This window comes from Nocardiopsis akebiae, assembly GCF_018316795.1.
In the GTDB taxonomy this organism is placed as follows: domain Bacteria; phylum Actinomycetota; class Actinomycetes; order Streptosporangiales; family Streptosporangiaceae; genus Nocardiopsis; species Nocardiopsis dassonvillei.
Genome location: NZ_CP074132.1, coordinates 4,106,590 through 4,131,031 on the forward strand (window position 1 = coordinate 4,106,590; position 24,442 = coordinate 4,131,031).

The 24,442-nt window shown below is 73.6% G+C and carries 21 protein-coding genes and 2 riboswitches; of the genes, 17 read left to right on the forward strand and 4 right to left on the reverse strand.

Annotated elements, in window-relative coordinates:
• Positions 1-174 precede the first annotated feature (174 nt).
• Positions 175-2,709: a sensor histidine kinase gene (locus KGD83_RS17645; RefSeq protein WP_212640236.1), complete on the forward strand. Its 2,535-nt coding sequence runs from the start codon at positions 175-177 to the stop codon at positions 2,707-2,709.
• Positions 2,710-2,906: 197 nt separating this feature from the next.
• Here KGD83_RS17645 and KGD83_RS17650 read toward each other — a convergent pair whose 3' ends face one another.
• Complete coding sequence (locus KGD83_RS17650; protein ID WP_212640237.1) at positions 2,907-3,671, reverse strand: DUF1932 domain-containing protein; 765 nt, start codon at positions 3,669-3,671, stop codon at positions 2,907-2,909.
• An 82-nt stretch (positions 3,672-3,753) separates the two neighbouring features.
• On the opposite strand from KGD83_RS17650, the gene KGD83_RS17655 reads away from it, so the two are divergent.
• The 8 genes from KGD83_RS17655 to ligK all read left to right on the forward strand — a co-directional run bounded on the left by KGD83_RS17655 (position 3,754) and on the right by ligK (position 11,361).
• Positions 3,754-4,431 (forward strand): GntR family transcriptional regulator, encoded by a 678-nt coding sequence (locus KGD83_RS17655; protein ID WP_249351927.1) that lies wholly within the window; start codon positions 3,754-3,756, stop codon positions 4,429-4,431.
• A 111-nt stretch (positions 4,432-4,542) separates the two neighbouring features.
• Positions 4,543-5,514 (forward strand): DUF6282 family protein, encoded by a 972-nt coding sequence (locus KGD83_RS17660; RefSeq protein ID WP_212640238.1) that lies wholly within the window; start codon positions 4,543-4,545, stop codon positions 5,512-5,514.
• On the forward strand, positions 5,511-6,278 hold the full coding sequence (locus KGD83_RS17665; protein ID WP_212640239.1) for an ABC transporter ATP-binding protein: 768 nt from the start codon (positions 5,511-5,513) through the stop codon (positions 6,276-6,278). Before KGD83_RS17660 ends, KGD83_RS17665 begins: the two co-directional genes overlap by 4 nt.
• Entirely contained in the window at positions 6,275-7,135 is an 861-nt protein-coding gene (locus tag KGD83_RS17670; protein WP_212640240.1) for an ABC transporter permease, read from the forward strand. Before KGD83_RS17665 ends, KGD83_RS17670 begins: the two co-directional genes overlap by 4 nt.
• Positions 7,136-7,220: 85 nt before the next feature.
• Positions 7,221-8,246, forward strand: coding sequence for an ABC transporter substrate-binding protein (locus tag KGD83_RS17675; protein ID WP_212640241.1), 1,026 nt, complete (start codon positions 7,221-7,223; stop codon positions 8,244-8,246).
• Between the two features lie 111 nt (positions 8,247-8,357).
• Positions 8,358-9,620 (forward strand): 4-oxalomesaconate tautomerase, encoded by a 1,263-nt coding sequence (locus KGD83_RS17680; RefSeq protein ID WP_212640242.1) that lies wholly within the window; start codon positions 8,358-8,360, stop codon positions 9,618-9,620.
• Positions 9,620-10,636, forward strand: a complete 1,017-nt coding sequence (locus KGD83_RS17685; protein WP_212640243.1) for an amidohydrolase family protein — start codon at positions 9,620-9,622, stop codon at positions 10,634-10,636. The genes KGD83_RS17680 and KGD83_RS17685 overlap by 1 nt, the downstream gene beginning before the upstream one ends.
• Positions 10,637-10,677: 41 nt before the next feature.
• On the forward strand, positions 10,678-11,361 hold the full coding sequence (gene ligK, locus KGD83_RS17690) for a 4-carboxy-4-hydroxy-2-oxoadipate aldolase/oxaloacetate decarboxylase (protein ID WP_212640244.1): 684 nt from the start codon (positions 10,678-10,680) through the stop codon (positions 11,359-11,361).
• A gap of 162 nt (positions 11,362-11,523) precedes the next feature.
• Here the strand turns inward: ligK and KGD83_RS17695 are convergent, their stop codons facing one another.
• Positions 11,524-12,327: a FadR/GntR family transcriptional regulator gene (locus KGD83_RS17695; RefSeq protein ID WP_212640245.1), complete on the reverse strand. Its 804-nt coding sequence runs from the start codon at positions 12,325-12,327 to the stop codon at positions 11,524-11,526.
• Positions 12,328-12,691: 364 nt separating this feature from the next.
• On the opposite strand from KGD83_RS17695, the gene KGD83_RS17700 reads away from it, so the two are divergent.
• Together KGD83_RS17700 and nhaC are read left to right on the forward strand one after the other, a co-directional pair.
• Positions 12,692-13,825 carry a trans-sulfuration enzyme family protein gene (locus KGD83_RS17700; protein WP_212640246.1) on the forward strand — a complete coding sequence of 378 codons (1,134 nt, stop codon included), beginning with the start codon at positions 12,692-12,694 and terminating at the stop codon, positions 13,823-13,825.
• A gap of 35 nt (positions 13,826-13,860) precedes the next feature.
• Positions 13,861-15,309 (forward strand): Na+/H+ antiporter NhaC, encoded by a 1,449-nt coding sequence (nhaC, locus tag KGD83_RS17705; protein ID WP_212640247.1) that lies wholly within the window; start codon positions 13,861-13,863, stop codon positions 15,307-15,309.
• A 190-nt stretch (positions 15,310-15,499) separates the two neighbouring features.
• Here nhaC and KGD83_RS17710 read toward each other — a convergent pair whose 3' ends face one another.
• Positions 15,500-15,667, reverse strand: coding sequence for a CsbD family protein (locus KGD83_RS17710; protein WP_212640248.1), 168 nt, complete (start codon positions 15,665-15,667; stop codon positions 15,500-15,502).
• 391 nt (positions 15,668-16,058) lie between these two features.
• Positions 16,059-16,265, forward strand: a riboswitch (cobalamin riboswitch).
• 54 nt (positions 16,266-16,319) lie between these two features.
• On the opposite strand from KGD83_RS17710, the gene KGD83_RS17715 reads away from it, so the two are divergent.
• Genes KGD83_RS17715 through cobM form a run of 4 tightly spaced genes read left to right on the forward strand, consistent with a single transcriptional unit; the run spans position 16,320 to position 20,174 of the window.
• The gene (locus KGD83_RS17715; RefSeq protein ID WP_212640249.1) at positions 16,320-17,210 is read left to right on the forward strand and encodes a nitrite reductase; all 891 of its coding nucleotides are present in this window, start codon (positions 16,320-16,322) and stop codon (positions 17,208-17,210) included.
• Positions 17,207-17,872, forward strand: coding sequence for a precorrin-8X methylmutase (locus tag KGD83_RS17720; protein WP_212640250.1), 666 nt, complete (start codon positions 17,207-17,209; stop codon positions 17,870-17,872). Before KGD83_RS17715 ends, KGD83_RS17720 begins: the two co-directional genes overlap by 4 nt.
• Positions 17,869-19,407 (forward strand): precorrin-2 C(20)-methyltransferase, encoded by a 1,539-nt coding sequence (locus KGD83_RS17725; RefSeq protein ID WP_212640251.1) that lies wholly within the window; start codon positions 17,869-17,871, stop codon positions 19,405-19,407. The genes KGD83_RS17720 and KGD83_RS17725 overlap by 4 nt, the downstream gene beginning before the upstream one ends.
• Entirely contained in the window at positions 19,392-20,174 is a 783-nt protein-coding gene (cobM, locus tag KGD83_RS17730; RefSeq protein WP_212640252.1) for a precorrin-4 C(11)-methyltransferase, read from the forward strand. The genes KGD83_RS17725 and cobM overlap by 16 nt, the downstream gene beginning before the upstream one ends.
• On the opposite strand, the gene cbiE is transcribed toward cobM, so the two are convergent.
• Positions 20,143-21,426, reverse strand: coding sequence for a precorrin-6y C5,15-methyltransferase (decarboxylating) subunit CbiE (gene cbiE, locus KGD83_RS17735; RefSeq protein ID WP_212640253.1), 1,284 nt, complete (start codon positions 21,424-21,426; stop codon positions 20,143-20,145). The two genes, cobM and cbiE, sit on opposite strands and share 32 nt — an antisense overlap.
• Before the next feature lie 50 nt (positions 21,427-21,476).
• A riboswitch (cobalamin riboswitch) is annotated at positions 21,477-21,618 on the forward strand.
• 28 nt (positions 21,619-21,646) lie between these two features.
• Between cbiE and KGD83_RS17740 the strand changes: the two genes are divergently transcribed.
• Together KGD83_RS17740 and cobO are read left to right on the forward strand one after the other, a co-directional pair.
• Positions 21,647-23,746, forward strand: a complete 2,100-nt coding sequence (locus KGD83_RS17740) for a VWA domain-containing protein (RefSeq protein WP_394358120.1) — start codon at positions 21,647-21,649, stop codon at positions 23,744-23,746.
• Entirely contained in the window at positions 23,746-24,360 is a 615-nt protein-coding gene (gene cobO / locus KGD83_RS17745) for a cob(I)yrinic acid a,c-diamide adenosyltransferase (protein ID WP_212640254.1), read from the forward strand. The genes KGD83_RS17740 and cobO overlap by 1 nt, the downstream gene beginning before the upstream one ends.
• Positions 24,361-24,442 lie beyond the last annotated feature (82 nt).

Here is a 24,442-nt window from a genome sequence, read left to right on the forward strand (position 1 = left end):
GCGGGTCGCGACGGCACCGGCGCCGCGACGACTCCGCGCGGTGGCGGCCGGCACGAGAGGCACGCTAACGCTCCCTCAGAGCCCCGGTGCCGGATTTAGCGCCCCGTTAGCGGTGAAATGTCCGAAAACACCTCCGTGACCAGTCAGGATGGGGAGGCCGGAAGGGGGCACACGATGACACGCGGCCACTTGCGCGTCTACCTGGGCGCGGCGCCCGGTGTCGGCAAGACCTACCGGATGCTGGACGAGGCGCACCGGCGCCGCGACCGCGGCGCCGACGTGGTCATCGGGTTCGTGGAGAGCCACGGCCGGGCGATGACCGAGGCGATGGTGGACGACCTGGAGACGGTCCCGCGCGCCGTCCTGACCCACCGGGGCGCCCGCCTGGAGGAGATGGACCTGGACGCCGTGCTGGCCCGCCGCCCGCAGGTCGTCCTCGTGGACGACCTCGCGCACGCCAACGCCCCCGGGGCGCGCAACGCCCGGCGCTGGCAGGACATCGAGGCCCTGCTGGAGGCGGGGGTCACGGTGCTGTCCACGCTCGACGTCCAGCACCTGGAGTCGCTCAACGACGTCGTCGAGCGCGTCACCGGCACCCGCCAGAACGAGACGGTGCCCGACGCGTGGGTGCGCGGGGCCGACCAGATCGAACTCGTCGACATGACGCCCGAGGCCCTGCGGCGCCGACTCGCGCACGGCAACGTCTACGGCCCCGACCGGATCGACGCCGCGCTGGGCCACCGGTTCCGGATCGACACCCTGACCGCCCTGCGCGAGCTGGCGCTGCTGTGGCTGGCCGGACGCGTGGACGACGAGCTGAGGCGCCACCGGGGCGGGCACCGCGCGGCCCGGGCGTGGCAGACCCGCGAACGCGTGGTCGTTGGCCTGAGCGGAGGCCCCGGCGGGGAGGCGCTCATCCGGCGGGCCGCCCGGATCGCGGGGCGCGGCGAGGGGGTCGAACTGCTGGCCGTGCACGTGGCGCTCGGGGACGGTCCGGTGGGCGCCGACCCCGCCATGCTCGCCCGGCAGCGGGTGCTGGTGGAGGACCTCGGCGGCACCTACCACCAGGTCTTGGGCGAGGACGTGCCCTCCGCGCTGACCGCGTTCGCCCAAGGGGCGGACGCCACCCAGCTGGTCCTGGGCGCGAGCGGTCGGGGCAGGCTCGCCCGGCTGCTGCGTCCGGGGGTGGGCGCGGCCACCGCGGCGCTGTCGGAGTCCATCGACGTCCACCTGGTCACCCTGGAGGAGGCCGACCGCGGTTCGGGGCGGACCCGCTCGGGCGCGGTCTCGCGCCGCCGCAGGCTGGCGGGGTACGCGCTGGCGCTCACCGCGCTGGCGCTGCTGGCGTTCGGCACCGGCGTCCCCCACACCGAGGAGTACCTCAGCGGCGGAATCCTGCTGGTGTTCGCCACGGTGACGGCGACGGCGCTGGTCGGCGGGCTGTGGCCCGCGCTGGCCGCGGCGTTCAGCGGTTTCGTGGTGCTCAACCTCTTCTTCACCGAGCCCTACGAGACCCTCGTGGTCAACCAGCCGGGCAACCTGCTCACCCTCGTGGTGTTCGTGTTCGTGGCCGTGGCGGTGAGCGTGGTGGTCGACCAGGCCGCGCGGCGCACCCGCGAGGCGGCGCGGGCCAGCGCCGAGGCCCAGACCCTGGCCGCGGTGGCAGGAAGCGTGCTGCGGGGCTCGCGCCCCCTGGAGGCGCTGCTGGAGAGGCTGCGCGAGACCTTCTCCCTGGAGTCGGTCGCCCTGCTGGAGCGCAGGCCTCAGGCCTCCTCCCGGCCCGACCACCGCAACGACCCGGCCGCGTGGGAGGCGGTCGCCTCCGTCGGGGAGCGCCCCCTCGGGGCCCCGGGCGGGGCCGACGTGGACGTGCCGGTGGACGAGGGTCTGACCCTGGTGCTGCACGGGCACCGGCCGCGCGCGGGCGAGCGGCGCATCATCGAGGCCTTCGCCGCGCAGGCCGCCGTCGCGCTGCGCCAGGAGCGGCTGGCCCAGGAGGCGGCCGCGGCCGGGACGCTGGCGGAGGCGGACCGGATGCGCACCGCGCTGCTGGCCGCGGTCAGCCACGACCTGCGGGCTCCCCTGGCATCGGCCAAGGCGTCGGTGACCAGCCTGCGCAGCCGGGAGGTGCGCTTCAGCGAGGAGGTCCAGGCCGAACTGCTGGCCACGGCGGACGAGTCCCTGGACCGCCTGACCCGGCTGGTGACCGACCTGCTGGACATGAGCCGCCTCCAGGCGGGCGTGCTGGGCGTGACGGTCACGGGCCTGTCGCCGCGCGAGTCGGTGTTCGCGGTCCTGGACGAGCTGGGCGGGCAGGGGCGCGCCGTGCGGGTGCGGGTGCCCGAGGAGCTGCCGGATGTCGCGGCCGACCCCGGCCTGCTGGAGCGGGTGCTGGCCAACGTGGTGGGCAACGCCCTGCGCTTCAGCCCGCCCGACCGGCCGCCCTCGGTCACCGCCTCCTGGACGGGCGAGCAGGTGGAACTGCTGGTGACCGACCACGGGCCCGGGGTGCCCGAGCACGAGCGCGAGCGCATGTTCGTGCCCTTCCAGCGGCTCGGGGACACCGACGCCGCCACGGGGCTCGGGCTGGGCCTTGCCCTCGCGCGCGGGCTCATGGAGGCCATGGGGGGCTCGCTGCTGCCCGAGACCACCCCGGGCGGCGGTCTGACGCTGCGCCTGACCCTGCCCGTGACGGGGGCGGAGGGTTAGGGCACGGGCGGTGGACGCCGCCCGCCGACCGCAGCACCCGGAGCTCGCGGAACCGGTGAACGCGGGTGCCTGCCGCGTCCGTTCAGCCCCGCAGGGCGGCGGCCGGGGCACCGTGCGCCCCGTCTCCGACGACCCGGTGCACGGTCATCCCGGGCAGGTGCGGGTACGCCGCCCCGGGGCCGCCGCACCGGGCGGCTTCAGGCGCTCAACCGTCGCAGGTGCGTCAGCGTGGCCTCGGTGACGGGGCGCTCCACGTCGAGCTCGGCCAGGTAGTCCGCGGCCGCCTCCATCTCGTGCACGCGCCGACCGGCGTGCTGACGCGTGCCCTCCACCAGCCGTTCCACCAGGTCCCGGCCTCCCTCGCCGAGCTCGGCGGCGATCTGGTCGCGGATCTCCTCCTCCGCCCCGGCGGCGTCCGCGGCGTCGAGGGATTCGATGATCAGTGCGGCCAGCCCTTTCATGAACACGCTGCGCAGCAGCTTCCTGGCCGCGGCGTCACCGGCCTCGCGGGAGACCGCGCGAACGGGCGTACCCAGGGAGGACAGCTGCGTGGTGAAGGCCTCCGCTCCGGTTCCGGCCGCGAGGAGCGGTGTGCGGCTGCCCGCCCGCGGAACGGGGGCCATGACCGCGACGTCGGCGAAGGGCACCCCGGAGTCGGCGGCCAGCGCACCGATCGCGCTCTTCTCGCCCGGGGAGAGGGTGTTCAGGTCCGCGTAGACGGCCGAGGCGGGCAGCAGGGGCAGGACCCGCGCGGCGACCTCCTCCGCGGCGGAGGGGCCGACGAGGCTGATGACGACCTTCGCACCGGTGATCGCGTCCTCCAGCCCGGAGCGCTGCACGATGGGCGTGTCGGACAACGAGACGAAGGGGTCGTGGCCCTGGACGCGCGCCCCGGCCCGCGCCAGTCCCTCACCGATGAGCCGGCCCGCCTCGCCCAGGCCGACCATTGTGATGACGGTCATCTCGTCCTCCATCAACGAAGCCATCTTGGCGTCAACAACATTGTTTACAATAATGCACACCAAGTTGAGCGAAAGGAAGACCATGACCCAGGAGGCAGTGGACCGGGGGGCGCGCCAGGGCGTGAGCGACGCCGAACGCGTGACGTCACAGCTTCGGCAGGCCATCGTCGCCGGAGAGTTCGCACCCCGGCAGCGGCTCGTGGAAACGGACCTCATCGAGATGTTCGACGCCAGCCGGGGCGCGGTGCGCGCGGCCCTGGCGACGCTCACGGTGGAGGGCCTGGTGGAAAGGGTCCGCAACCGCGGCGCCCGGGTGCGCGCCGTGGACCTGGACGAGGCACTGGAGATCGTCGAGGTGCGCGCGGCCCTGGAGTCGCTGTGCGCGGCCCGGGCCGCCGAACGCATCGACGAGACCGGCGTGGCGAGGCTGCGCGCCCTCGGCGAGGTGATGCGCGAGGCCGTGGAGGCGGGCGACGGCGAAGCCTATTCGCAGGCCAACCGAGACCTGCACCAGGAGGTGATGGACATCAGCGGCGCCAAGGTGGCGCCCGACGTCGTCATGCGCCTGCGCGCCCAGAACGTCAGGTACCGCATCCGGCTGGCCATGCAGCCCAACCGTCCGGCCACATCGCTACCCGAGCACCTGGAGATCGTGGAGGCGGTCTGCGCAAAGGACCCGGAGCGCGCCGCGGAAGCCATGCGGGCGCACCTGAACAGCGTTCACCAGGCCACTCGGGAGTACTTCGCCGAGCGGGGATGAGCACCCGCCCCGGGGGGGGCACCGGCTCTGACCAGATGTTACGCGGGTATTGACTGTCGTCACCAAGATCGTTAACAATGTCGCTGACCAGTTTGTTTGCAAAGGGGCGACATGTTGCATCATCAAGAACCCAGCGCTCACGCCCGCGAGCTCGTCCGGGGTGCCTACGACATCCATGTCCACATCGCCCCCGATGTGATGAAGCGCAGGGTGAGCGACCTCGAACTCGCCCCGCGCTTCCAACAGCTCGGCATGGCGGGCTTCGTGCTCAAGTCCCACTACACGCCCACGGCCGAACGAGCCGAGGTGGTCCGCAGCGTCCACCCGGGCGTCGACGTGCTCGGCGCCATCACGCTCAACGCCTCGGTGGGCGGGCTCAACCCCGTCGCGGTCGAGATCGCGGCGCGCGGCGGCGCCCAGTTCGTCTGGCTGCCGACCGTGGACAGCGACAACCAGCGCAGCTGTCTGGAGGAGACCCCCGAGGGAGCCACACCTCCCATGTGGGCCCGCATCCAGGAGGACCTGCGGGACGCGGGCATCGTCAGCCCCGCCGTCGACGTGCTCGACGAGGACGGGGAGGTCACGGCGGCGACGCGCCAGGTCATCGACGTCATCGCCAAGCACGACATGACACTGGCCACCGGGCACCTGCACGGGGACGAGTCCGCGAAGGTGATCGCGCTCGCCCGCGAACGCGGCGTCCGGCGCCTCGTCGTCACCCACCCCGAGTTCACCTCGCAGCGCATCCCCGCACAGAACCAGAGAGCGCTCGCCGACCACGGCGCCTACCTGGAGCGCTGTCTGACCACCCCCCTAACCGGCAAGGTGTCCTGGCAGGTGTGGCTGGACAACATCCGGTCGGCGGGCCCGGAGTCCTCCGTCATCAGCTCCGACCTGGGGCAGCCCTTCAACCCCCCGGTGGAGGACGGCCTGGCGCTGGCCGCCGACGTCCTCCTCGACAACGGCTTCACCGATCAGGAGGTGCGCCTGATGGTGGTGCACAACTCGCGTCGGCTCGCGGGCGCGGACCCGCTCCCCGACGCCCCGGCGGCCCACCGCGCGGAGGAGGCGGTCTCCCCGTGAGCGTCGTCCTGGAGGTCGAGCACCTCACCAAGGAGTTCCAGCGCGACGACGTCGCCACGGTGGCCCTGCGCGACTTCAACCTCACCATCGAGGAGGGCACCTTCGTCACCATCCTCGGCCGCTCCGGCTGCGGCAAGTCCACCATGCTGAACCTGCTCTCCGGGCTGTCCAAGCCGACCTCGGGGCGGGTGCTGCACCGCGGCAGGCCGCACACCGGCCCCACCCCCGACATCGGCTACCTCACCCAGACCGACACGCTCATGCCGTGGCGGAGCGTGCAGCGCAACGTAGAGATGCCCATGGAGATCACGGGTACCGCCAGGGCCGAGCGCGAGGCCAAGGCCCGCGAGCTCATCGCCACGGTCGGCCTGGCCGACTTCGCCGACAGCTACCCGCGCGAGCTCTCCGGCGGCATGCGCCGCCGCGCCAGCCTGGCCCGCATGCTGGCCAACGGCGCCGAGACCATCCTGATGGACGAGCCCTTCGGCGCCCTGGACGCGCAGCTGCGCTCCGAACTCCAGCGGGAACTGCTTCGCCTGTGGGCCGCGACCGGGCACACCATCGTGTTCGTCACCCACGACATCGAGGAGGCCCTGCTGCTCGGCGACCGCGTCGTCGTGCTGGGCCCGCTGGGCACCGTCCTGCTGGACCAGGAAGTGGACATCGACCGACCGCGCGACCCCGACGAGACCAAGGTGCTGCCGCGGTTCGTGGAACTGCACACCACACTGGCCTCCGCGCTGAAGAAGGGAGCGCGGCGATGACCACCGGATCGGTTTCGGGCACCCGTGCCAACGACGGTTTGAGCACGAGCGGACCCGTCAAGGAGGCCCGCCGACGCAGTTGGTGGCACCGCAACGGCCGCACCACCCTCGTGTGGGGACTGCGTGCGGGCGCGCTCCTGGTCTTCCTGCTGTTCTGGCAGGTGGCCGGCGGGGCGGTCGCCAACCCCATGTTCGTCTCAAGTCCGGTCGCGGTGGGCGAACAGCTGCGCGACTGGATCGTGGACGGCACCTTGGGCACGCACACCTGGATCACCATCCAGGAGGTACTGCTCGGCTACGTCATCGGCGCCGCCACGGGCGCCCTCGCCGGGTTCGCGCTCGCCTCGGTCCGCCTCGTCTACGACGTGTTCGAGCCGTTCATGATGGCGCTGTACTCGATCCCGAAGGTGGCCCTGGCGCCGCTGTTCATCGTGTGGTTCGGCATCGGGATCGACATGAAGGTCATCCTGGCGGCCGTGAGCGTGTTCTTCCTGGTGTTCCTCAACACCGCCGCCGGCGTCCGCGACGTCGACCGGGGCCTCATCGACGCCGTCCGGCTGATGGGCGGCTCCAACAGGGACATCGCGTTCAAGGTGGTGCTGCCGGGCTCCATGTCCGGCCTGATGACCGGACTGAAGGTCTCCATCCCGTACGCGCTCATCGGCGCGGTCATCGGTGAGCTCGTCGCTTCCAACCGCGGCCTGGGATACCTCATCAACGACGCCGCCGCGCAGTTCAACACGGCGGGTGTGTTCGCCGCGGTCGTGGTGCTGACCGCGCTGGCCATGGCACTCAACGCCATCGTGGGCGTCCTGGCCTCCCGCGCCAACCGCTGGAAGCCGCTCGACGCCGAGTAGGCCCCGAGCGAACGCCGTGCGGCGCATCCCCCCGAGGCCGAGGACGTTCCGCGGCCGCCCACCCCTCAACCGAGAGCAACACACCATGAAACTCAGCACGCACCTCAAGAGGGCTGCCGCGGTCGCGGCGACCCTGAGCCTCGTCGCGACCGCGGGCTGCGCCGGCGGCGCGGCCGACTCCGACCCGGACGTCCTCAACGTGGGCCAGATCAGCGACTCGGTCGCGTTCTTCCCCCTCTACGTCGCCGAACAGCAGGGCTACTTCGACGACGAGGGCGTCGAACTCGGCGAGCGCCCCCGCCTGGGCACCGGCGCCAAGCTCGCGGCGGCCCTCACCTCCGGTTCCATCGACGTCGCCGCTGGGGTCCTCACCGACGCGTTCAACCTGGCGGAAAACAATCCGGACACCCAGATCACCGGTTCCCTCGTCACCGAGTACTACGTGGACATCGTGACGACCACGGACTTCGACGGACCGGCGGCCGACGCTCCCCTGGAGGAGAGGATCCGGGCCCTGGAGGGCAGGAACATCGGCATCACCGGCCCGGGGTCGGGCACCGAGGCGCTGCTCATCTACCTGTTCGAGCAGGTGGGCCTCGACGCCAAGACCGACGCCACCCTGGTGAACCTGGGCGCGGTCCCCTCGTCGGCCATCGGCGCCCTGTCCGGAGGGCAGGTGGACGCGCTGGCCTTCTTCCAGCCGACCGGCCAGATGGCCGCGGCGGAGGGGGCCGGTCAGATCTACGTCTCCCCGCAACGCGGAGACATCCCCGACCTGTCCGGCGCCCTGCACGGCACGCTGTTCAGCACCGGCTCGGTGATCGAGCGCAAGGGCGAGCAGATCGACGCCTTCAACCGGGCCGTCAACCGGGCCCTGGAGTTCATCGCGACCGACCGGGAGGGGAGCGCGGAGCTGCTCGCGGCCTATCTGGAGGGCACCGACCCCGAAGCGGTGGAGGCCCTCACCACGATCCTCCCGCAGGAGTTCGCCGCCTCGACCCTGGTGACGGAGGACTCCTTCGACGTCGCGGTGAACTTCCACCAGGAGTCCCAGCTGGTCGAGGAGACGCCCGACTACGCCTCCCTCGTCTGGTCCGGGGTCCAGGAGTAGCACGGCACGGGGGGCCGCCCGGCGCTGCCGCGGCGGCGCGCGGCCCGCCCCGACGGCCACCGCACCGCGCCGAGCACAACGGGCTCCGCGCACGACCGCACGAGGACGAGGATGACACGTTCGAAGACACCGCCGACCGGGGAAGGGCACGCGGGAGAGCAGGCGCGGCCGGCCCCGGCGGCGACCGGCCCGGCCGCCGCGCCCGGGGCCCGCGAGCCGCGCCCCGGGACGCGGGTCCGCGGGCACCAGCTGGCGATCCCCTCGGTCCTGATGCGCGGAGGCACCTCACGCGGACCGTTCTTCGCCCGCGCGGACCTTCCCGCCGACGACGAGACCCTCGCCCGGGTGCTGCGGGCCGCGCTCGGCTCCCCCCACCCGTTGCAGGTCGACGGTCTGGGCGGCGGGCATCCGCTCACCTCCAAGGCGGGCATCGTCGGTCCGAGCACGGAGCCCGGTGTCGACCTCGACTTCCGCTTCGCCCAGCTGCGGCCCGACGACGACTCCGTGGACATGAACGCCAACTGCGGCAACCTGCTGGCCGCGGTCGTGCCCTTCGCCGTCGAGACCGGGATGGTCGTGCCCGTCGCGGACACCACCACCGCGCGGGTGCGCACCCTCAACACCGGGGCGGTCGCGGAGATCTCGGTGCGCACGCCCCGCGACCGCGACGGCGTGCGCGGCGTCGAGTACGCCGGGGACACCCGTATCGACGGCGCACCCGGCTCCTCCTCACCGGTGACGATCGGCTTCCTCGACACCGCCGGATCGGTCGCCGGTTCCCTGCTGCCGACACGGAACCGCCGCGACACGGTGGAGGTGCCCGGCCTGGGACCGGTCGAGGTCACCTGCATCGACAACGGGCAGCCCCTCGTCATCGTGGCCGCCTCGGCACTCGGCGCCACCGGACGGGAGGGCCCCGCCGAACTCGCCGCGGACTCCGTGCTGCGCGAACGGGTCGAGGCGCTGCGGCTGGCCGCCGGAGCACTCATGGGCCTGGGCGACGTCTCGGCCCGCAACTACCCGAAGATGACGCTGGTCTCGCCGCCGCGCGACGGAGGGGCCCTGTCCACGCGCAGCTTCATCCCCCGGGTCGTCCACGAGTCGATCGGGGTGCTGGCCGCCGTCACCGCCGCCACCGCCTGCGTGCTCCCCGGAACGGTCGCGCACGAGCTGGCGGTCCCGCCGGTCACGCGCGGCGCCGAGGCCACGCTGTCCATCGAGCATCCGAGCGGGGCCTTCGAGGTGCAGCTCGGCTGGGAACCCGGCGACCCCGCCCGCGTCACCCGTTCCGCCCTCGTGCGCACCGCACGCGCGCTCATGGCCGGGGACATCCGCGTCCCCCTGAACGCCTGGAACCCGAAGGAAGAACTCTGATGATCATCGACTGCCACGGACACTTCACCACCGCGCCCGCCGCCCTGGGCCAGTGGCGCCAGGCCCAGATAGCGGCGCTCGACGGCGGCCCCGAGCCCGGTGGGCTGCACATCGGCGACGACGAGCTGCGCGAGGCGATCGAGGGCAACCAGCTCGCCCTCATGGACCAGCGCGGGATCGACCTGACCGTCTTCTCCCCGCGGGCCTCCTTCATGGCCCACCACATCGGGGACTCGACCACCTCCTCCCGGTGGGCCCGGATCTGCAACGACCTCATCGCCCGCGTGGCCGAGCTCTTCCCGGAACGCTTCGCCCCCGCTGCCATGCTCCCGCAGTCACCGGGTGCGGACCCGGCCGGATGCCTGCCCGAGCTGCGCCGCGCCGTGGAGGAGCTCGGCGCGGTGGCGATCAACCTCAACCCGGACCCCTCCGGCGGGGCCTGGGACTCCCCTCCGCTCACCGACCGTTCGTGGTACCCCGTCTACGAGGCGATGTGCGAGTACGACATCCCCGCGATGGTGCACGTGTCCACGAGCGTCAACCCCGCCTTCCACACCACCGGGGCGCACTACCTCAACGCCGACACCACGGCCTTCATGCAGCTCGTCCAGGGCGACCTCTTCGCCGACTTCCCGGACCTGCGGCTCGTCATCCCCCACGGGGGCGGCGCGGCGCCGTACCACTGGGGGCGCTTCCGCGGGCTGGCGATGGCGCTCGGCAGGCCCGAACTGGAGAAGCACGTGCTCGGCAACGTGTACTTCGACACCTGCGTGTACCACCAGCCGGGCATCGACCTGCTGCTCGACGTCGTCCCGCACGAGAACGTCCTGTTCGCCTCGGAGATGATCGGCGCCGTCCGCGACATCGACCCGCGCACGGGGCACCACTTCGACGACACCGGCCGCTACCTCCTCGGCGCGGACCTGCCCGGGGCCGCACGCGAGGCGATCCTGGAGGGCAACGCGCGCCGGGTGTACCCGCGGCTCGACGCCAGGTTGAGGGAGCAGGGCCGCTGAGGACCGCCCCGAACCCATCCACACACCCACGAGGGAGAGTCATGACCGAGCTCGGAGTCGTCCACCGTTCCATAGAGCGCGCCGCGCCAGAAGCCGTCGAGGCGCTGTCCCGCTTCGGGGTCGCCACCGTGCACGAGGCGCAGGGCCGCACGGGTCTGCTGCGGCCCTACGTCCGTCCGGTCTACCCGCGGGCCAGGCTGTGCGGGACCGCCGTCACCGTGCTGCTCCAGCCCGGTGACAACTGGATGTTCCACGTCGTCGCCGAACAGATCCGGCCCGGCGACGTCGTCGTGGCCGGCTGCACGACGGAGTCCGAGGACGGGTTCTTCGGCGAGCTGCTGGCCACCTCGTTCCGGGCGCGGGGCGCCGCGGGCCTGGTCATCGACGGCGGCTGCCGGGACGCCGCCGAACTCGCCGAGATGGACTTCCCCGTCTTCAGCCGTGCGATCAACGCCAAGGGCACCGTGAAGGCGACGCTGGGCTCGGTCAACGTGCCCGTCACCGTGGCAAACGCCCTGGTCCACCCGGGCGACGTCGTCGTCGCCGACGCCGACGGCGTCGTCGTGGTGCCCCGCGACCGCGCCGCACAGGTGGCCGAGGCCGCACGACTGCGCGAGGAGAACGAGGAGGCCAAGCGCGCCCGGTTCCGCAACGGCGAGCTGGGCCTGGACGTCTACGGCATGCGCGAGAAGCTGACGACGGCCGGTCTGCGCTACGTCGACTGACGCACGCAGGAGCGTCCCGTCGGCGCGCCCCCTAACGCGGGAGTGCTGAGGACAACGGCGTCCACGGCCCGGTGGACGCCGTTCGCGTGGGGGCGGGGCACCGCCCCTCCGGGACGGTTGCGCACGGGCGGCCACGCACCCGTCCCGGCGACCGGCGGCCGGTCAGGCCGGGTCCTCCCGCGCCCCCTCCGCCTTGGGGCGGGTCTCGATCTCGCGCAGGGTGACCTGGAGGTGCTCCTCCATCGCCGCCACCGCGCGGGCCGGGTCGCCGCTCAGCACCGCCTCCAGGACCTCCTCGTGCTCGGTCGCCGACACCGCCGGGTCCTCCGCCGTGGCCAGGAAGCGGCGGTGGCTCTGCTCGCGGCTGTCGGCCAGCGACCGTTCGAGCGCGTCCAGGATCTGGGTGAGGCTCCGGTTGCCCGAGGCCGCGATCAGGGCCTGGTGGAAGGCGAAGTCGGTGCGCACGCGGTTGGGCACGTCCAGGGGCGCGGCGCGCATGTCGGCGATGGCCTGGCGTGCCCGGGCGATGTCCTCGCGGGTGCGCTCCTCCTCCGGCCCGGCGATGCGCTGCGCGGCCAGCCGGGCGCCGTGCACCTCCAGCGCCTTGCGGATCTCGGTGAACTCCATCAGCGCACGACGGTCGCGCAGCACCGACAGGGCCACGAAGTTCTCCACCGGCAGGGCGTTGGGCGAGGCGATGACCGCGGGTTTGCCCTGGCGGCGGTGGATCAGGCCCTTGGCCTCCAGGGTCCTCAGCGCCTCGCGCAGCACGACCCGGCTCACCCCGAAGCGTTCGGCGAGCTCCTTCTCCGAGGGCAGCTGGCTGCCCGGCTGCGCGTCGGGACCCACGCACAGCTCCTCCACGAAGGCGACGACCTGCGAGGTCAGCGAGTTCGGTCGGGCGTGCCGCGGCTGGGACCGGCCCGCGAGCCCTTCGCCCTGGGTTCCCGGCGACGCTGATCCCATCGTGTACGCCTCGTCCTTCGCTGGAGGGATGTGCCGAACCCTCAGCGTACAGACGCCGGGGCCCGCGGACGGACCGGCGCCACCCCATTGACTACCTAGCAGCTTGTACTACAAGATGACCGCACCGGCACGGGCTCCGCGTCGTCTCGACCGCGCAGCCCTGCCGTGAGCACGCGTGCGAGCGGTGCGTCCGACTCCGGACGGCCGCCGACCGCACCGACACGAGCACGGGCACCGCCCGCGCACGGGCGACGACGGCGGGAGCGGCGGCGGGAGACGGAGACCTTCCCCCACCGCACCCGCACGACCGCGCCCACGAGCCGACCGGAGGGCAACGGTGGACAGGTCCGACAGGGAAATCTGCATGAGCGCGTGGGAGGGGGCGGAGAACGTCCACGGCGCGGTCGCCCCTCCGGTGTTCCAGACCAGCATTTTCACCAAACCCTCGTTCGAGGCGTTCATCGCGGAGCAGGAACAGGAACACGAGAGGTACGTCTACAGCCGCGGCGCCAATCCCACGGTGGCCTTTCTGGAGGAGAGGCTGGCCCTTCTGGAGCGCGGCGAGGCGTGTAAGTGCTTCGGTTCCGGAATGGGCGCCATCAGCGCCGTTCTGATGAGCCTGCTGCGCGGTGGGGACCACATCCTCTTCGTCAACAGCACCTACGGTCCGGCCCTGGAGATGGCCGAGCACCTGCGGGGTTTCGGTATCGACCACACCGTGCTCCCCGACGGCACCTCCGACATCGAGCCCCACCTGCGGGAGAACACTGCGCTGGTCTACGTCGAGAGCCCCGGGACCATGCGGATGAAGGTCCTGGACCTGGGCGCGATCACCCGCGCCGCCCGGGCCAGGGGGATCTGGACCGTGATGGACAACACCTGGTCCACGCCGCTCTTCCAGAAGCCGATCCTGGCCGGGGTGGACATCGTCATCCACTCGTGCACCAAGTACATCGGCGGTCACAGCGACGTCCTGGGCGGGGCGGTGATCGGCCCCGCCTCCTTCGTGCGCGACCTCTTCTACACGGGGTTCCAGCTCCTGGGCTCGGTCATGTCGGCCGTCGAGGCGTCGATGGTGCTGCGCGGGCTGCGGACGCTGCCGATCAGGATGGCCGAGCACGAGCGCAGCGCCGTGCGGGTCATCGACTACCTGGCGACCCGGCCCGAGGTGGCGGCGATCCACCACCCCCACCACGACCACCGGCCCGACGACCCGCTGATCGAGAACCAGTTCAGCGGTTTCTCCGGGCTGCTCAGCTTCGACCTGAAGGACGCCTCCTTCGAGAAGGTCGCGGCTTTCGTCAACCGTCTGTCGCTGTTCCGGATCGGCGCGAGCTGGGGCGGCTACGAAAGCCTGGTCACCGCCCCCGTTCGGCCCGGGAACGAGGAGGCGATGCGGGAGAAGGGGTTCTCACCCGGAATGGTCCGCCTCTCCGTGGGCCTGGAGGGGGCCGACAGCCAGATCGAGGATCTCGAAAGGGCCTTCACCGCACTGTAGAAGACCGAAAGCGGTCATCACCGAGAGGAAAGTAGATGGCTAACCCCCCGGACGAAAACGTCCGCCGACCCGGCGTGGCGGCGGCGTGCGTCCCCGTGGTCATCACCGTCGCGATTCTGGTCGGCGGCATCGGCGTCCTGAAGTACCCCGCCGAGCTCATGCTCATCTTCGCGGGGGTGGTGTTCGCCCTCTTCGCGCTCTGGCACGGCGTGCGCTGGGACGACGTGCTGACGAACATGGGCGACAAGCTCAGGAGCGCCCTGCCCGCTGTCCTGATCCTGCTCAGCATCGGCATGCTCATCGGCTCGTGGATGATCGCCGGAACGATCCCCCTGATGGTCTACTACGGCCTGGAGCTCATCAACCCGTCCTACCTGTACGTACTGGCCTTCCTGGCCACCGCGCTGGTCTCCACCTTCACCGGCACCTCCTGGGGCTCGGGCGGCACGGTCGGGGTCGCCCTGATCGGGGTGGCCCAGACGATGGACGCGTCGCTGGCGATCACGGCGGGCGCCGTCGTCTCCGGCGCCTACTTCGGGGACAAGCTCTCGCCGCTGTCGGACACCACCAACATGAGTTCGCTCGCGGCGGGCGCCAACCTGTACGAGCACATCCGGCACATGCTCTACACGGCCGTGCCCTCGTCGGTGCTGGCCGCCGTCGTCTTCCTGCTCGCGGGCACCACCATCACCACCTCGCCCGCCGGCCTGGGCGGTATCGACGAGGTCGTCACCGAGCTGAACGGGCTGTTCACCCTCAACCCGCTGCTGCTGATCCCGGCGGTGGTCGTGCTCGCCGGGTCCATCATGAGGAAACCGCCGCTGGTCGTGCTGTTCGCCTCGTCCATGACGGCGCTGCTGATCGCGCTGCTGGTCCAGGGGGCGAGCGTGGGCGACCTGTTCGCCGCGGTCGTCTCCGGCTTCACCACCGACATGCTGCCGCAGGGGGACGGGGTCTCCGACGTCCTGGCCGAGCTGGTGAACCGGGGCGGGCTGTACTCGATGTACAACTCGGCGTTCTTCGTCTTCTGCGCCTTCTTCTTCGCCTCGGCGCTGGAGAAGTCGGGCGTGCTCCGGGTCCTGCTGGAGGGGCTCATCGCCAGGCTGCGGTCCACGGGCAGCCTGATCCTCACCACCCTGCTCTCCGGTTTCACCATCATCAACGGCACCTCCAACGCCCTGGTGACCTTCTTCCTGGTCAAGGACGTCTACGGCGACGCCTACCGGGCCAGGAACCTGCACCCGGTCAACCTGTCGCGCAGCATGGAGGACTCGGTCACGATCACCGAGGTGCTCATGCCCTGGACGGTGTCGGGCGTCTTCTTCGCCACGACCCTGGGCGTGGCCAACTTCGAGTTCCTGCCGTGGGCGGTGTTCAACTGGGGCGGTTTCCTCTTCTCCGCCCTGATCGCCTTCCTTGCGCCGCTGACCCGGGGCTTCGGCATCCGCCACCTCGAACCGGAGCAGGAGCGCTCCACGACGTGAGCCCCGCCCTGGGCGGCCACGCGAAAGGGGAGCGGAGCGCGTGCGAGACACGTGCTCCGCTCCCCTCGGGCATGGGGGCGGCCGGGTCGGCGGCCCAGGCGGGGCGGGGGCTCGGCGCCCTCCCCGTCCGTCCGGGCGGGGAGGCGCGCGCTGTCGGGGGGCCGTCCGCGACCGTCCGCGAAGGCGGCACCTACCGGCCCTTCTTCATGTCCTCCTTGCCCTGGCGCAAGCGCCCCTTGGCCATCTCGGCGCGGCCCTCGTTCTTCATGCGGTCGTCGCCGGCGGCCTTGCCGGTGGTCTCCTTGGCCTTGCCCTTGACCATCTCGGCCTGGCTGCGGCCCTTCTCACTGGCGCTCACGTTCTTCCTCCTTCGGTGGTCCTCGCGGGGAGCGGTGTACCGCTGCGAACCGTCCTTGGCCCGTCCCACTGCCCGAAACAGGAAACCCTAAAATCCCCGCAAAGCCCCCGGAACGCCCCACGCCCGCCGCCACGACCGCTTTCGCGCTCGAAAACGGACCGGAACCGGGCCCGAAAACACGCGCCGCCGCGGACCCGCGCGCCGCCGCCTCCGGTCGCGGACAGCCGCGCGGGGCGCCGTTCGGCCCCGCGGCCCCGGGGGCCTCCTCCGCCTCCGCCTCCGGGAGCGGGCCGCACTCGCGAGCCCCCCGGGTTCCGCCACGGCGTCCCGGGGCGGCACCGGTCCGCGGCCCTTGGGGGGAAGGCCCCCGGACCTGGCCCGGGAGGGGAACGGTACCCTCGTCGAGCCAGTCGAACTCCACCTCGTGGGGCAGGGAACCCGGTGCGAACCCGGGACTGACGCGCAGCGGTGAGGGTGACGGGCGGGCACGCCCCGGGGACGCGCTTCCCCGGGACAGCCACTGGAGCGCACGCTCCGGGAAGGCGCTCCGCACCGGTCGATCCCGAGTCCGAAGACCTGCTGGCGCTGGCGGTGACGGGCCGCCAGGTCGACCGCGGACCCCGCGAACGGGTCCCTGACCAGAAGGACGCGCATGTCCCCGATGGGCTCCCCATCCCCATCCCCCACCGTCCGCGCCCGGCGCGACCGCTGCCCGGGCGCCCTGCGGCCCTGGCCCGCCGACGACGGGCTGCTGGTGCGGCTCCGGCTCGTCGGCGGCAGGCTTCCCGTCCGTTCGCTGCGCGCCCTGGCCGCCGTGGCCCAGGAGTACGGCGACGGCCGGATCCACGTCACCGGGCGGGCCAACGTGCAGCTGCGCGCCCTGCCCGGAGACGGGGCGCGGCTCTCCCCCGACGTGCTCCGGGCCCTGGAGGGAACCGGACTGCTGCCCTCGCCCTCCCACGAACTGGTCCGCAACGTCATGGTCTCCCCCCGCACGGGGCTCGGAGCAGGAAGGACGGACCTGCGGCCCGTGGCCGCCGAGCTGGACGCGCTGCTGTGCGCCGAACCGCGCCGCGCCGCCCTGCCCGGCCGCTTCCTCTTCGCCTTGGACGACGGAAGCGGCGACCTGCTGGAACGCACCTGCGACCTGGGGCTCGTCGCCCTCGACGCGCGTACCGCCCAGCTCAGGGTCGGGGAGCACTGGGGCCCGCCGACGCCCCTGGAGGAGGCCCCCGCGTCGCTCGTGCGCCTCGCCGACCGGTTCCTGGAGCTGCGCGGCGACGGCCCCGACGCCCCCTGGCACGTGGCCGAACTCCCCTCGCCCCTGACCGACCCGGCGCCGCCCGACCCGGGACTGCCCGAGCCCGCGCCGCCGCTGCCGCACGGCCCGGTACCCGGGATCGGTCGGCACGTCCCCGTGCCCGAGGCGGGCCTGGACCGGGCCGCAGCCGAAGCGCTCACCGCCGAAGCCGTCGAGGCCGGTTCCGGCGAACTCGTGGTCACGCCGTGGCGCGCCGTGCTCGTCCCCGGGGAGGCGCGGTGACCTCCCCCAGAAGACCGAACCGGCACTACGAGTACGTCGACGACGGTCCCGCCATCTACGCCGACTCCTTCGCCACCATCCGGCGCGAGGCCCGGCTCGACCACCTGCCGGCCAACGCCGAGCGGCTCGCCGTGCGGATGATCCACGGCACCGGCCAGGTCGACCTCGCCGACGACCTCGTCGTCCACCCCGACCTGGTTCCCGCGGCGCGCGCCGCCCTCCGGGCCGGTGCGCCGATCCTGTGCGACGCGCGCATGGTGGCCTCCGGCGTGACCGCGAGCCGCCTGCCCAGCGACAACGAGGTGCTCTGCCTCCTGGGCGACGAACGGGTGCCCGGCCTGGCCCGGGAGTGGGGCACCACCCGCACGGCCGCCGCGGTGTCGCTGTGGGAGCCGCTGCTCGACGGCGCCGTGGTCGCCGTCGGCAACGCGCCCACCGCCCTGTTCCACCTGTTGGAGATGCTGATCGACGGCGCTCCGCGCCCCGCGGCGATCGTGGGCTGCCCGGTCGGCTTCATCGGCGCCGCCGAGTCCAAGCAGGCGCTGACCGAGCTGTGCGACCGCCACGGCGTCGACGTCCCCTACGTGACCGCACGCGGCCGCCGCGGGGGTTCGGCGATGACCTCATCGGCCCTCAACGCACTCGCCAAGGAGCAGGAATGACCGGTCGTTTCCACGGCGTCGGCGTCGGCCCGGGCGACCCCGAGCTGATCACCCTCAAGGCGGCCAGGCTCATCGCCGCGGCCGACGTCGTCGCCTACCACGCGGGCGTGGGCAAGGAGTCCAACGCCCGCCGCATCGCCGACGCGCTGATCCCGGACGGCGTGGTCGAGGAGCGGTTGACCTATCCGGTGACCACCGGGGCGACCGACCACCCGGGCGGCTACGCGGGTGCGCTGGCCGACTTCTACGAGGAGTCCGCCGCGCGGCTGGCCGCCCACCTGGACGCCGGGCGCGACGTCGTCCTGCTCTCGGAGGGCGACCCGCTGTTCTACGGGTCGTACATGTACATGCACGACCGGCTGTCCGAGCGCTACCCCACCGAGATCGTGCCGGGCGTCCCGGCGTTCGCCGCCGCCACGGCCGCCGCGGCCGCCCCGCTGGCCCGGCAGACCGACGTGCTCACCGTGCTGCCCGGCACCCTGCCCGAGCCGGAACTGGCCCGGCGCCTGGCCGACACCGACGCGGCCGTGGTCATGAAGCTGGGCCGGACCTTCCCGGCGGTGCGCCGCGCCCTGGCCGCGGCGGGTCGGCTGGAGCACGCGGTGTACGTGGAGCGGGCCTCGATGGGCGGGGAGCGGCGGCTGCCGGTGGCCGAGGTCGACCCGGCGACGGTGCCCTACTTCTCCCTGGTGCTGGTGACCGGGGACAGCCGCAACGGCCCGCGCTCCCGGCGGGTCGGCGCGGACGCGCGGGCGCGGACGGAACCGGCGGCCGGGGTCGAGCCCGGTCCCGCCGGACCGGCGGCCGAACTGCTGGTCGTGGGTCTGGGCCCCGGCCCCGAGGAATGGCTCACCCCCGAGGCGAGCGCGGCGCTGGCCGGGGTGGACCACGTGGTGGGCTACGGCCCCTACGTCAACCGGGTCCCGCAGCGCCCCGGGCTGACCCGGCACGCCTCCGGCAACACCGTCGAACTCCAGCGCGCCCGGTTCGCCCTCGACCTGGCCGGGCGCGGCGAACGCGTGGCCGTGGTCTCCGGCGGGGACGCCGGGGTCTTCGGCATGGCCACCGCCGTGTTCGAGGCCGCCGAGGACCCCGCCTACCGGGACGTGCCCGTCCGGGTGCTGCCGGGGGTGAGCGCCGTCCAGGCGGTCGCGGCCCGCGCGGGAGCCCCCGTGGGCGGCGACTTCGCGGTGATGAGCCTGTCGGACCGCCTCAAACCTTGGGAGGTGGTCGAGCGGCGGCTGCGCGCCGTCGCCGAGGCCGACCTGGCGCTGGCCGTCTACAACCCCGCCTCCCGGTCCCGGACCGAGCAGATCGCCACCGCGCGCCGCGTCCTGCTGGAGCACCGCAGCCCCGACACCGTGGTCGTCGTCGGCCGCGACGTGGGCCGCGACGGCGAGTCCCTGACGGTGACCAGCCTGGGCGGACTCGACCCCGCCGCCGTGGACATGCGCTGCCTGCTCATCGTCGGCGCGTCCGGGACCCGGGTCACCGAGGCGGGCCGCGTGTGGACCCCCAGGTGGGTGAAGCCGTGACCGTGCACTTCGTGGGCGCGGGGCCCGGCGCCGCCGACCTGCTGACCGTGCGCGCCACGCGCATGCTCGCCGGGGCCGACGTGGTGCTCTACCCCGGCACCTACCTGGACCCGCAGGTCCTGACGCACTGCGCGCCCGGCGCGCAGCTGGTGGACACCCAGGGCTTGGACCTGGACCGCATCACCGACCACCTGGTCCGTGCGCACGCGGCGGGCCGCGACGTCGTACGGCTCACCTCCGGCGACCCGTCGCTGTACTCGGCGCTGGCCGAGCAGACCCGCAGGCTGGACGCGCACGGCGTTCCGTGGGACGTCACGCCCGGGGTGCCCGCGTACGCGGCCGCCTCGGCCCTGGCGGGACGGGAGCTGACCGTGCCGCTGGTGGCCCAGTCGGTGGTGCTGACCCGGACGCGGGCCCGCTCGACCGCCATGCCCGGGACCGAGTCGCTGGCCGCGTTCGCCGCGACCCGGGCCACACTGGTGCTGCACCTGGCGATCCGGCGGGTGCGCGAGCTGATGGCCGAGATCGAACCCGAGTACGGCGGCGACTGCCCGGTGGTCGTGGTGTACCGGGCCAGCCAGCCGGGCGAGGCGGTGCTGCGCGGCACGGTCTCCACCGTGGCCGACGCGGTGGAGGAGGCCGGGTTCCGGCAGGCGGCGGTGATCCTGGTGGGGCGGGCGCTCGATCCGGAGACGGGTGGTGAGTCCTACCTCTACGACCCGGCCCGGCCTCGGGTCAGCGGCCCGCCGCCAGGCACCACTGGGTGACCGTGCGGGCGGGCGTCCAGCCGGTGAACGCGCCGATGGGCGCGGTGGTCTCGACCGCGATCCGGGTCAGCTCGCCCCCGTGGCGCCGGTGGGCGTCGGCGAGCAGCTGCTCGGTCTCCAGCGTCACCCCGTGCACCACGATCCGACCTCCCGGCCGCAGCGCCCCCAGACAGGCGTCGAGCACGCCCGGCCGGGTCGCGCCGCCGCCGACGAACACCGCGTCGGGCGCGGGCAGCCCGGCCAGCGCGTCCGGCGCGCGGCCGGTGACCACCTCCAGTCCGGGAACGCCGAGGCGGCCCGCGTTGCGGCCGATCCGCGCGGCCCGTTCGGGGTGGGCCTCCACCGCCGTGGCGGTGCAGGAGGGGTGGGCGCGCATCCACTCCACGCCGACCGACCCCGCGCCCGCGCCCACGTCCCACAGGTGCTGGCCCGGCGAGGGCGCCAGGCGGGCCAGCGCCGAGGCGCGCAGGTCGCGCTTGGTGAGCTGCCCGTCGTGTTCGAAGGCGTCGTCGGGCAGCCCCGCGACCAGGCCGTGGCCGGGCGGGCCGAGGAGTTCCAGGGCCAGCACGTGCAGCGGGGGCACCGCGCCGGGGGGCGAGGCGAGCCAGTGGTCGGCGGTGGTCTCCAGGCGCGACTCGGAGTCCGCGCCCAGGTCGCCCAGCACGGTCATCCGGCTGGCGCCGTAGCCCGCGCCGACCAGCAGGGCGGCGACCGCGGCGGGGGTGGCGCCGTCGGAGGAGAGCACCAGGACGCGGTGGCCGGGGGCGACCTGGCGCAGCAGCAGGCGTGGGTCGCGGCCGACCAGGCCCACCACCGCGCAGCGTTCGGCGGGCCAGCCCATGCGGGCGCGGGCCAGGGCGATCGAGGAGACGGCGGGCTCCACCCGCACGGCGTCCGCGCCCAGCAGGTCGATCAGGGTGGTGGCGATGCCGGAGACCAGGGGGTCGCCGGAGGCCAGCGCCACGGTGGAGGGGGTGTCAGGGGAGGCGCCGTCGGCGGAAGCGGGGTCGGCGGAGGCGGCGTCGAGCGAGGCCAGCAGTGGCGGCAGGCCCTCGCGCAGGGGTGAGGGCCAGGCCAGGCGGCGCTGCCGGGGCCGGTCGGGGAGCATCGTCAGGTGCCTGCGCCCGCCCAGCACCGTGTCGGCGGCCAGGACGAGTGCGCGCAGCCGCTCGGGCAGACCGGACCAGCCGTCCGCGCCGATGCCGACGACGGTGATCCTGGTTTCGGGGGGAGGGGGCGCGTCATCCTTCATTCCTCGGACGCTATCGTGGCGGCAGGCATGAGGTGCCCCAACGACCCAGCCATCGGAAACGGTGGGGACGGCCGACGGGGAGAATCTGGGAAGCCCGGTGAGACTCCGGCACAGGCCCGCTGCGGTGAACCGAGCCTTCCGTCCAGGAAGGACCCGGCAAGTCCGAAGACCGGCCTCGCGCCCGTCCCTTACCGATGGCGACATGAGCGGGAGCCTCTACATGCCATTGCGGTCACCGCACTACCCCTTTTCCGCGATCGTCGGCTGCGACGCCGAGGAACTCGACGACCTGGGCCTGTCCCTCGTCCTCACCAGCGTCTCGCCGGAGATCGGCGGCGTCCTGGTGCGCGGCGAGAAGGGCACCGCCAAGTCCACCGCGGTCCGTGCCCTGGCCTCCCTCCTGCCGCCCGTCGACGTCTACCAGGGCGACCGGTTCTCCGTGGACCCCGCCGACCCGGCGCAGCACTCCCCCGACGGGCCCTTCGGGTCCGGCACGGCCGTGGAGAGCCGCCCGGTGCGCCTGGTCGAACTGCCCGTCGGCGCCACCGAGGACCGCGTGCTGGGGTCCCTGCACCTGGAGCAGGCCCTCACCCACGGCAGGGTCGCCTACGAACCCGGTCTGCTGGCCCGGGCCCACCGCGGCATCCTCTACGTCGACGAGGTCAACCTCCTGCACGACCACTTGGTGGACCTGCTCCTGGACGCCGCAGCCACCGGCCGGGTCACCGTGGAGCGCGACGGGTTCTCCGTGGAGCACGCGGCCCGGTTCCTGCTCATCGGCACCATGAATCCCGAGGAGGGCGAGCTGCGCCCGCAGCTCCTGGACCGGTTCGGGCTCACCGTCGAGGTCGCCGCGCCGTCCGACCCCGCGACCCGCGCCGAGGTGGTGCGCAGGCGCATGTCCCACGACGCCGACCCCGCCGCCTTCGCCGGTCGCTACCACGAGGCGGAGAAGGCCCTGGCCGAACGCATCGCGGCGGCACGGGAGGCGCTGGGCCGGGTGCGCCTGTCCGAGGCGGCGCTGCTGAAGATCGCCGAGGTGTGCGCGGCCTACGACGTGGACGGCCTGCGCGCCGACATCGTGACCGCGCGCACGGCGATGGCGCACGCGGCCTGGGCGGGCCGGACGCGGGTCACCCGGGCCGACATCCGCCGCGCCGCCACGCTCGCCCTGCCGCACCGGCGCCGACGCAACCCCTTCGACGCGCCGGGACTGGACGAGGAGCTCCTGGACCGGATCCTGGGCGACGAGGAACCGCCGCCCGACCCCCCGGAGCCGCCGGGCCCGCGCGGAAGCGACGACGGCGACGGTTCCGAGGCCCCGTCGGACGCACAAGACCCACAGGACCCCTCCGACGACGCCAGCCCCCAGGATCACTCCGGGGACGACGGGCAAGCCCAGACCCCCGGCGCCGAACAGCCCGGCCGGGAGCACTCCCCCGCCTCCGCCGAGCACGCGCCCGACGGCGCCGAGGGCGACTCCGCCGAGCCCCGCCCCTCCGGCGCCCCACCGGCCACCGCCAAGGCCGCCGCCCCCTACCGGACCCGGCTGCTCACCGTGCGGGGCTCCGGCGAGGGCGCCGACGGCAGGCGCAGCCGGGCCGTGGGCGCGCGGGGCCGCCGGATCGGCGCCGCCGCGCCCGGACGGGGTTCGGGCAGCGCCGTCCACCTGGTGGAGACCGTGCGGGCCGCCGCGCTGCGGCCCCAGGAGGGCGGCCGACTGCGGCTGCGCCCCCGCGACCTGCGCGTCGCGGTCCGCGAGGGGCAGGAGACCAACCTGGTGCTGTTCTGCGTGGACGCGTCCGGCTCCATGGCGGCGCGCAGGCGCATGACCGAGGTCAAGACCGCGATCCTGTCCCTGCTCCTGGACGCCTACCGGCGCCGCGACAAGGTCGGCCTGGTCACCTTCCGGGGGCGCGAGGCCGAACTCGCCCTGCCGCCGACCCGGTCGGTGGACGTGGCCGCCGCCCGCCTCGACGACCTGCCCGCCGGGGGGCGCACCCCGCTGGCCGAGGGGCTGGAGGAGGCGGCCCGCGTCCTGCGCCGCGAGCGGCTGCGGGACCCGAGGCTGCGCCCGCTCCTGGTCGTGGTCACCGACGGCCGGGCCACCGGCGGCAAGGGCGCGGTGGGCCGCGCGATGGCCGCCGCCGACCGCGTCGCCGGGCTGGGCGTGACCACCGTCGTGGTGGACGGCGAGTCCGGACCGCTGCGCCTGGGCCTGGCCGCCGCCCTGGCCGCCCGCCTGGGCGCCGACCACATGCCCGTCAGCGAGGTCAGCGCCGACGCGCTGGGCACCGCCGTACGAGAGAGGGCCGCCTGATGCCCAAGGGACAGCCGCTCGTCGTCCCCGACGACGGACTCACCACGCGCCAGCGCCGCAACCAGCCCCTGTTCGCCGTGCACACCGGTGACGGCAAGGGCAAGTCGACCGCCGCGTTCGGCCTCGCGCTGCGCGGCTGGAACCAGGGATGGCGGATCGGGGTGTTCCAGTTCGTCAAGTCGGCGAAGTGGCGCATCGGCGAGCAGACCGTGCTGGAACGCCTGGGCGAGCTGCACGAGCAGACCGGCGAGGGCGGCCCGGTCGAGTGGCACAAGATGGGTTCGGGCTGGTCGTGGAGCCGCCGCAAGGGCGACGCCGAGGACCACGCGGCGGACGCCGCCGAGGGGTGGGCGGAGATCAGGCGAAGGCTCGCCGACCAGACGCACGACCTGCTCATCCTCGACGAGTTCACCTACCCGCTCAACTGGGGGTGGGTGGACGTCGGGGACGTCCTGGCCGCCCTGCGGGACCGTCCCGGCCGCCAGCACGTGGTGATCACCGGCCGCCGCGCCGACCCGCGGCTGCTGGAGGCCGCCGACCTGGTCACCGAGATGACCAAGGTCAAGCACCCCATGGACGCCGGGCGCAAGGGGCAGCGGGGGATCGAGTGGTGACCTCCCCCGGAGCCTGCGGGGGCTCGGCGGAGGGCCGGGGCGCCGGGAGACCGGGGTCGGCCGGGCCGACGCCGCCGGTGCG

Bases quoted from the DNA above. Each gene is read 5' to 3' on its own strand.
- KGD83_RS17645 (WP_212640236.1), top strand. From the start codon at position 175: ATGACACGCGGCCACTTGCGCGTCTACCTGGGCGCGGCGCCCGGTGTC.
- KGD83_RS17650 (WP_212640237.1), bottom strand. From the start codon at position 3,671: ATGACCGTCATCACAATGGTCGGCCTGGGCGAGGCGGGCCGGCTCATC.
- KGD83_RS17655 (WP_249351927.1), top strand. From the start codon at position 3,754: ATGACCCAGGAGGCAGTGGACCGGGGGGCGCGCCAGGGCGTGAGCGAC.
- KGD83_RS17660 (WP_212640238.1), top strand. From the start codon at position 4,543: ATGTTGCATCATCAAGAACCCAGCGCTCACGCCCGCGAGCTCGTCCGG.
- KGD83_RS17670 (WP_212640240.1), top strand. From the start codon at position 6,275: ATGACCACCGGATCGGTTTCGGGCACCCGTGCCAACGACGGTTTGAGC.
- KGD83_RS17675 (WP_212640241.1), top strand. From the start codon at position 7,221: ATGAAACTCAGCACGCACCTCAAGAGGGCTGCCGCGGTCGCGGCGACC.
- KGD83_RS17680 (WP_212640242.1), top strand. From the start codon at position 8,358: ATGACACGTTCGAAGACACCGCCGACCGGGGAAGGGCACGCGGGAGAG.
- KGD83_RS17685 (WP_212640243.1), top strand. From the start codon at position 9,620: ATGATCATCGACTGCCACGGACACTTCACCACCGCGCCCGCCGCCCTG.
- ligK (WP_212640244.1), top strand. From the start codon at position 10,678: ATGACCGAGCTCGGAGTCGTCCACCGTTCCATAGAGCGCGCCGCGCCA.
- KGD83_RS17695 (WP_212640245.1), bottom strand. From the start codon at position 12,327: ATGGGATCAGCGTCGCCGGGAACCCAGGGCGAAGGGCTCGCGGGCCGG.
- KGD83_RS17700 (WP_212640246.1), top strand. From the start codon at position 12,692: ATGAGCGCGTGGGAGGGGGCGGAGAACGTCCACGGCGCGGTCGCCCCT.
- nhaC (WP_212640247.1), top strand. From the start codon at position 13,861: ATGGCTAACCCCCCGGACGAAAACGTCCGCCGACCCGGCGTGGCGGCG.
- KGD83_RS17715 (WP_212640249.1), top strand. From the start codon at position 16,320: ATGTCCCCGATGGGCTCCCCATCCCCATCCCCCACCGTCCGCGCCCGG.
- KGD83_RS17725 (WP_212640251.1), top strand. From the start codon at position 17,869: ATGACCGGTCGTTTCCACGGCGTCGGCGTCGGCCCGGGCGACCCCGAG.
- cbiE (WP_212640253.1), bottom strand. From the start codon at position 21,426: ATGAAGGATGACGCGCCCCCTCCCCCCGAAACCAGGATCACCGTCGTC.
- KGD83_RS17740 (WP_394358120.1), top strand. From the start codon at position 21,647: ATGCCATTGCGGTCACCGCACTACCCCTTTTCCGCGATCGTCGGCTGC.
- cobO (WP_212640254.1), top strand. From the start codon at position 23,746: ATGCCCAAGGGACAGCCGCTCGTCGTCCCCGACGACGGACTCACCACG.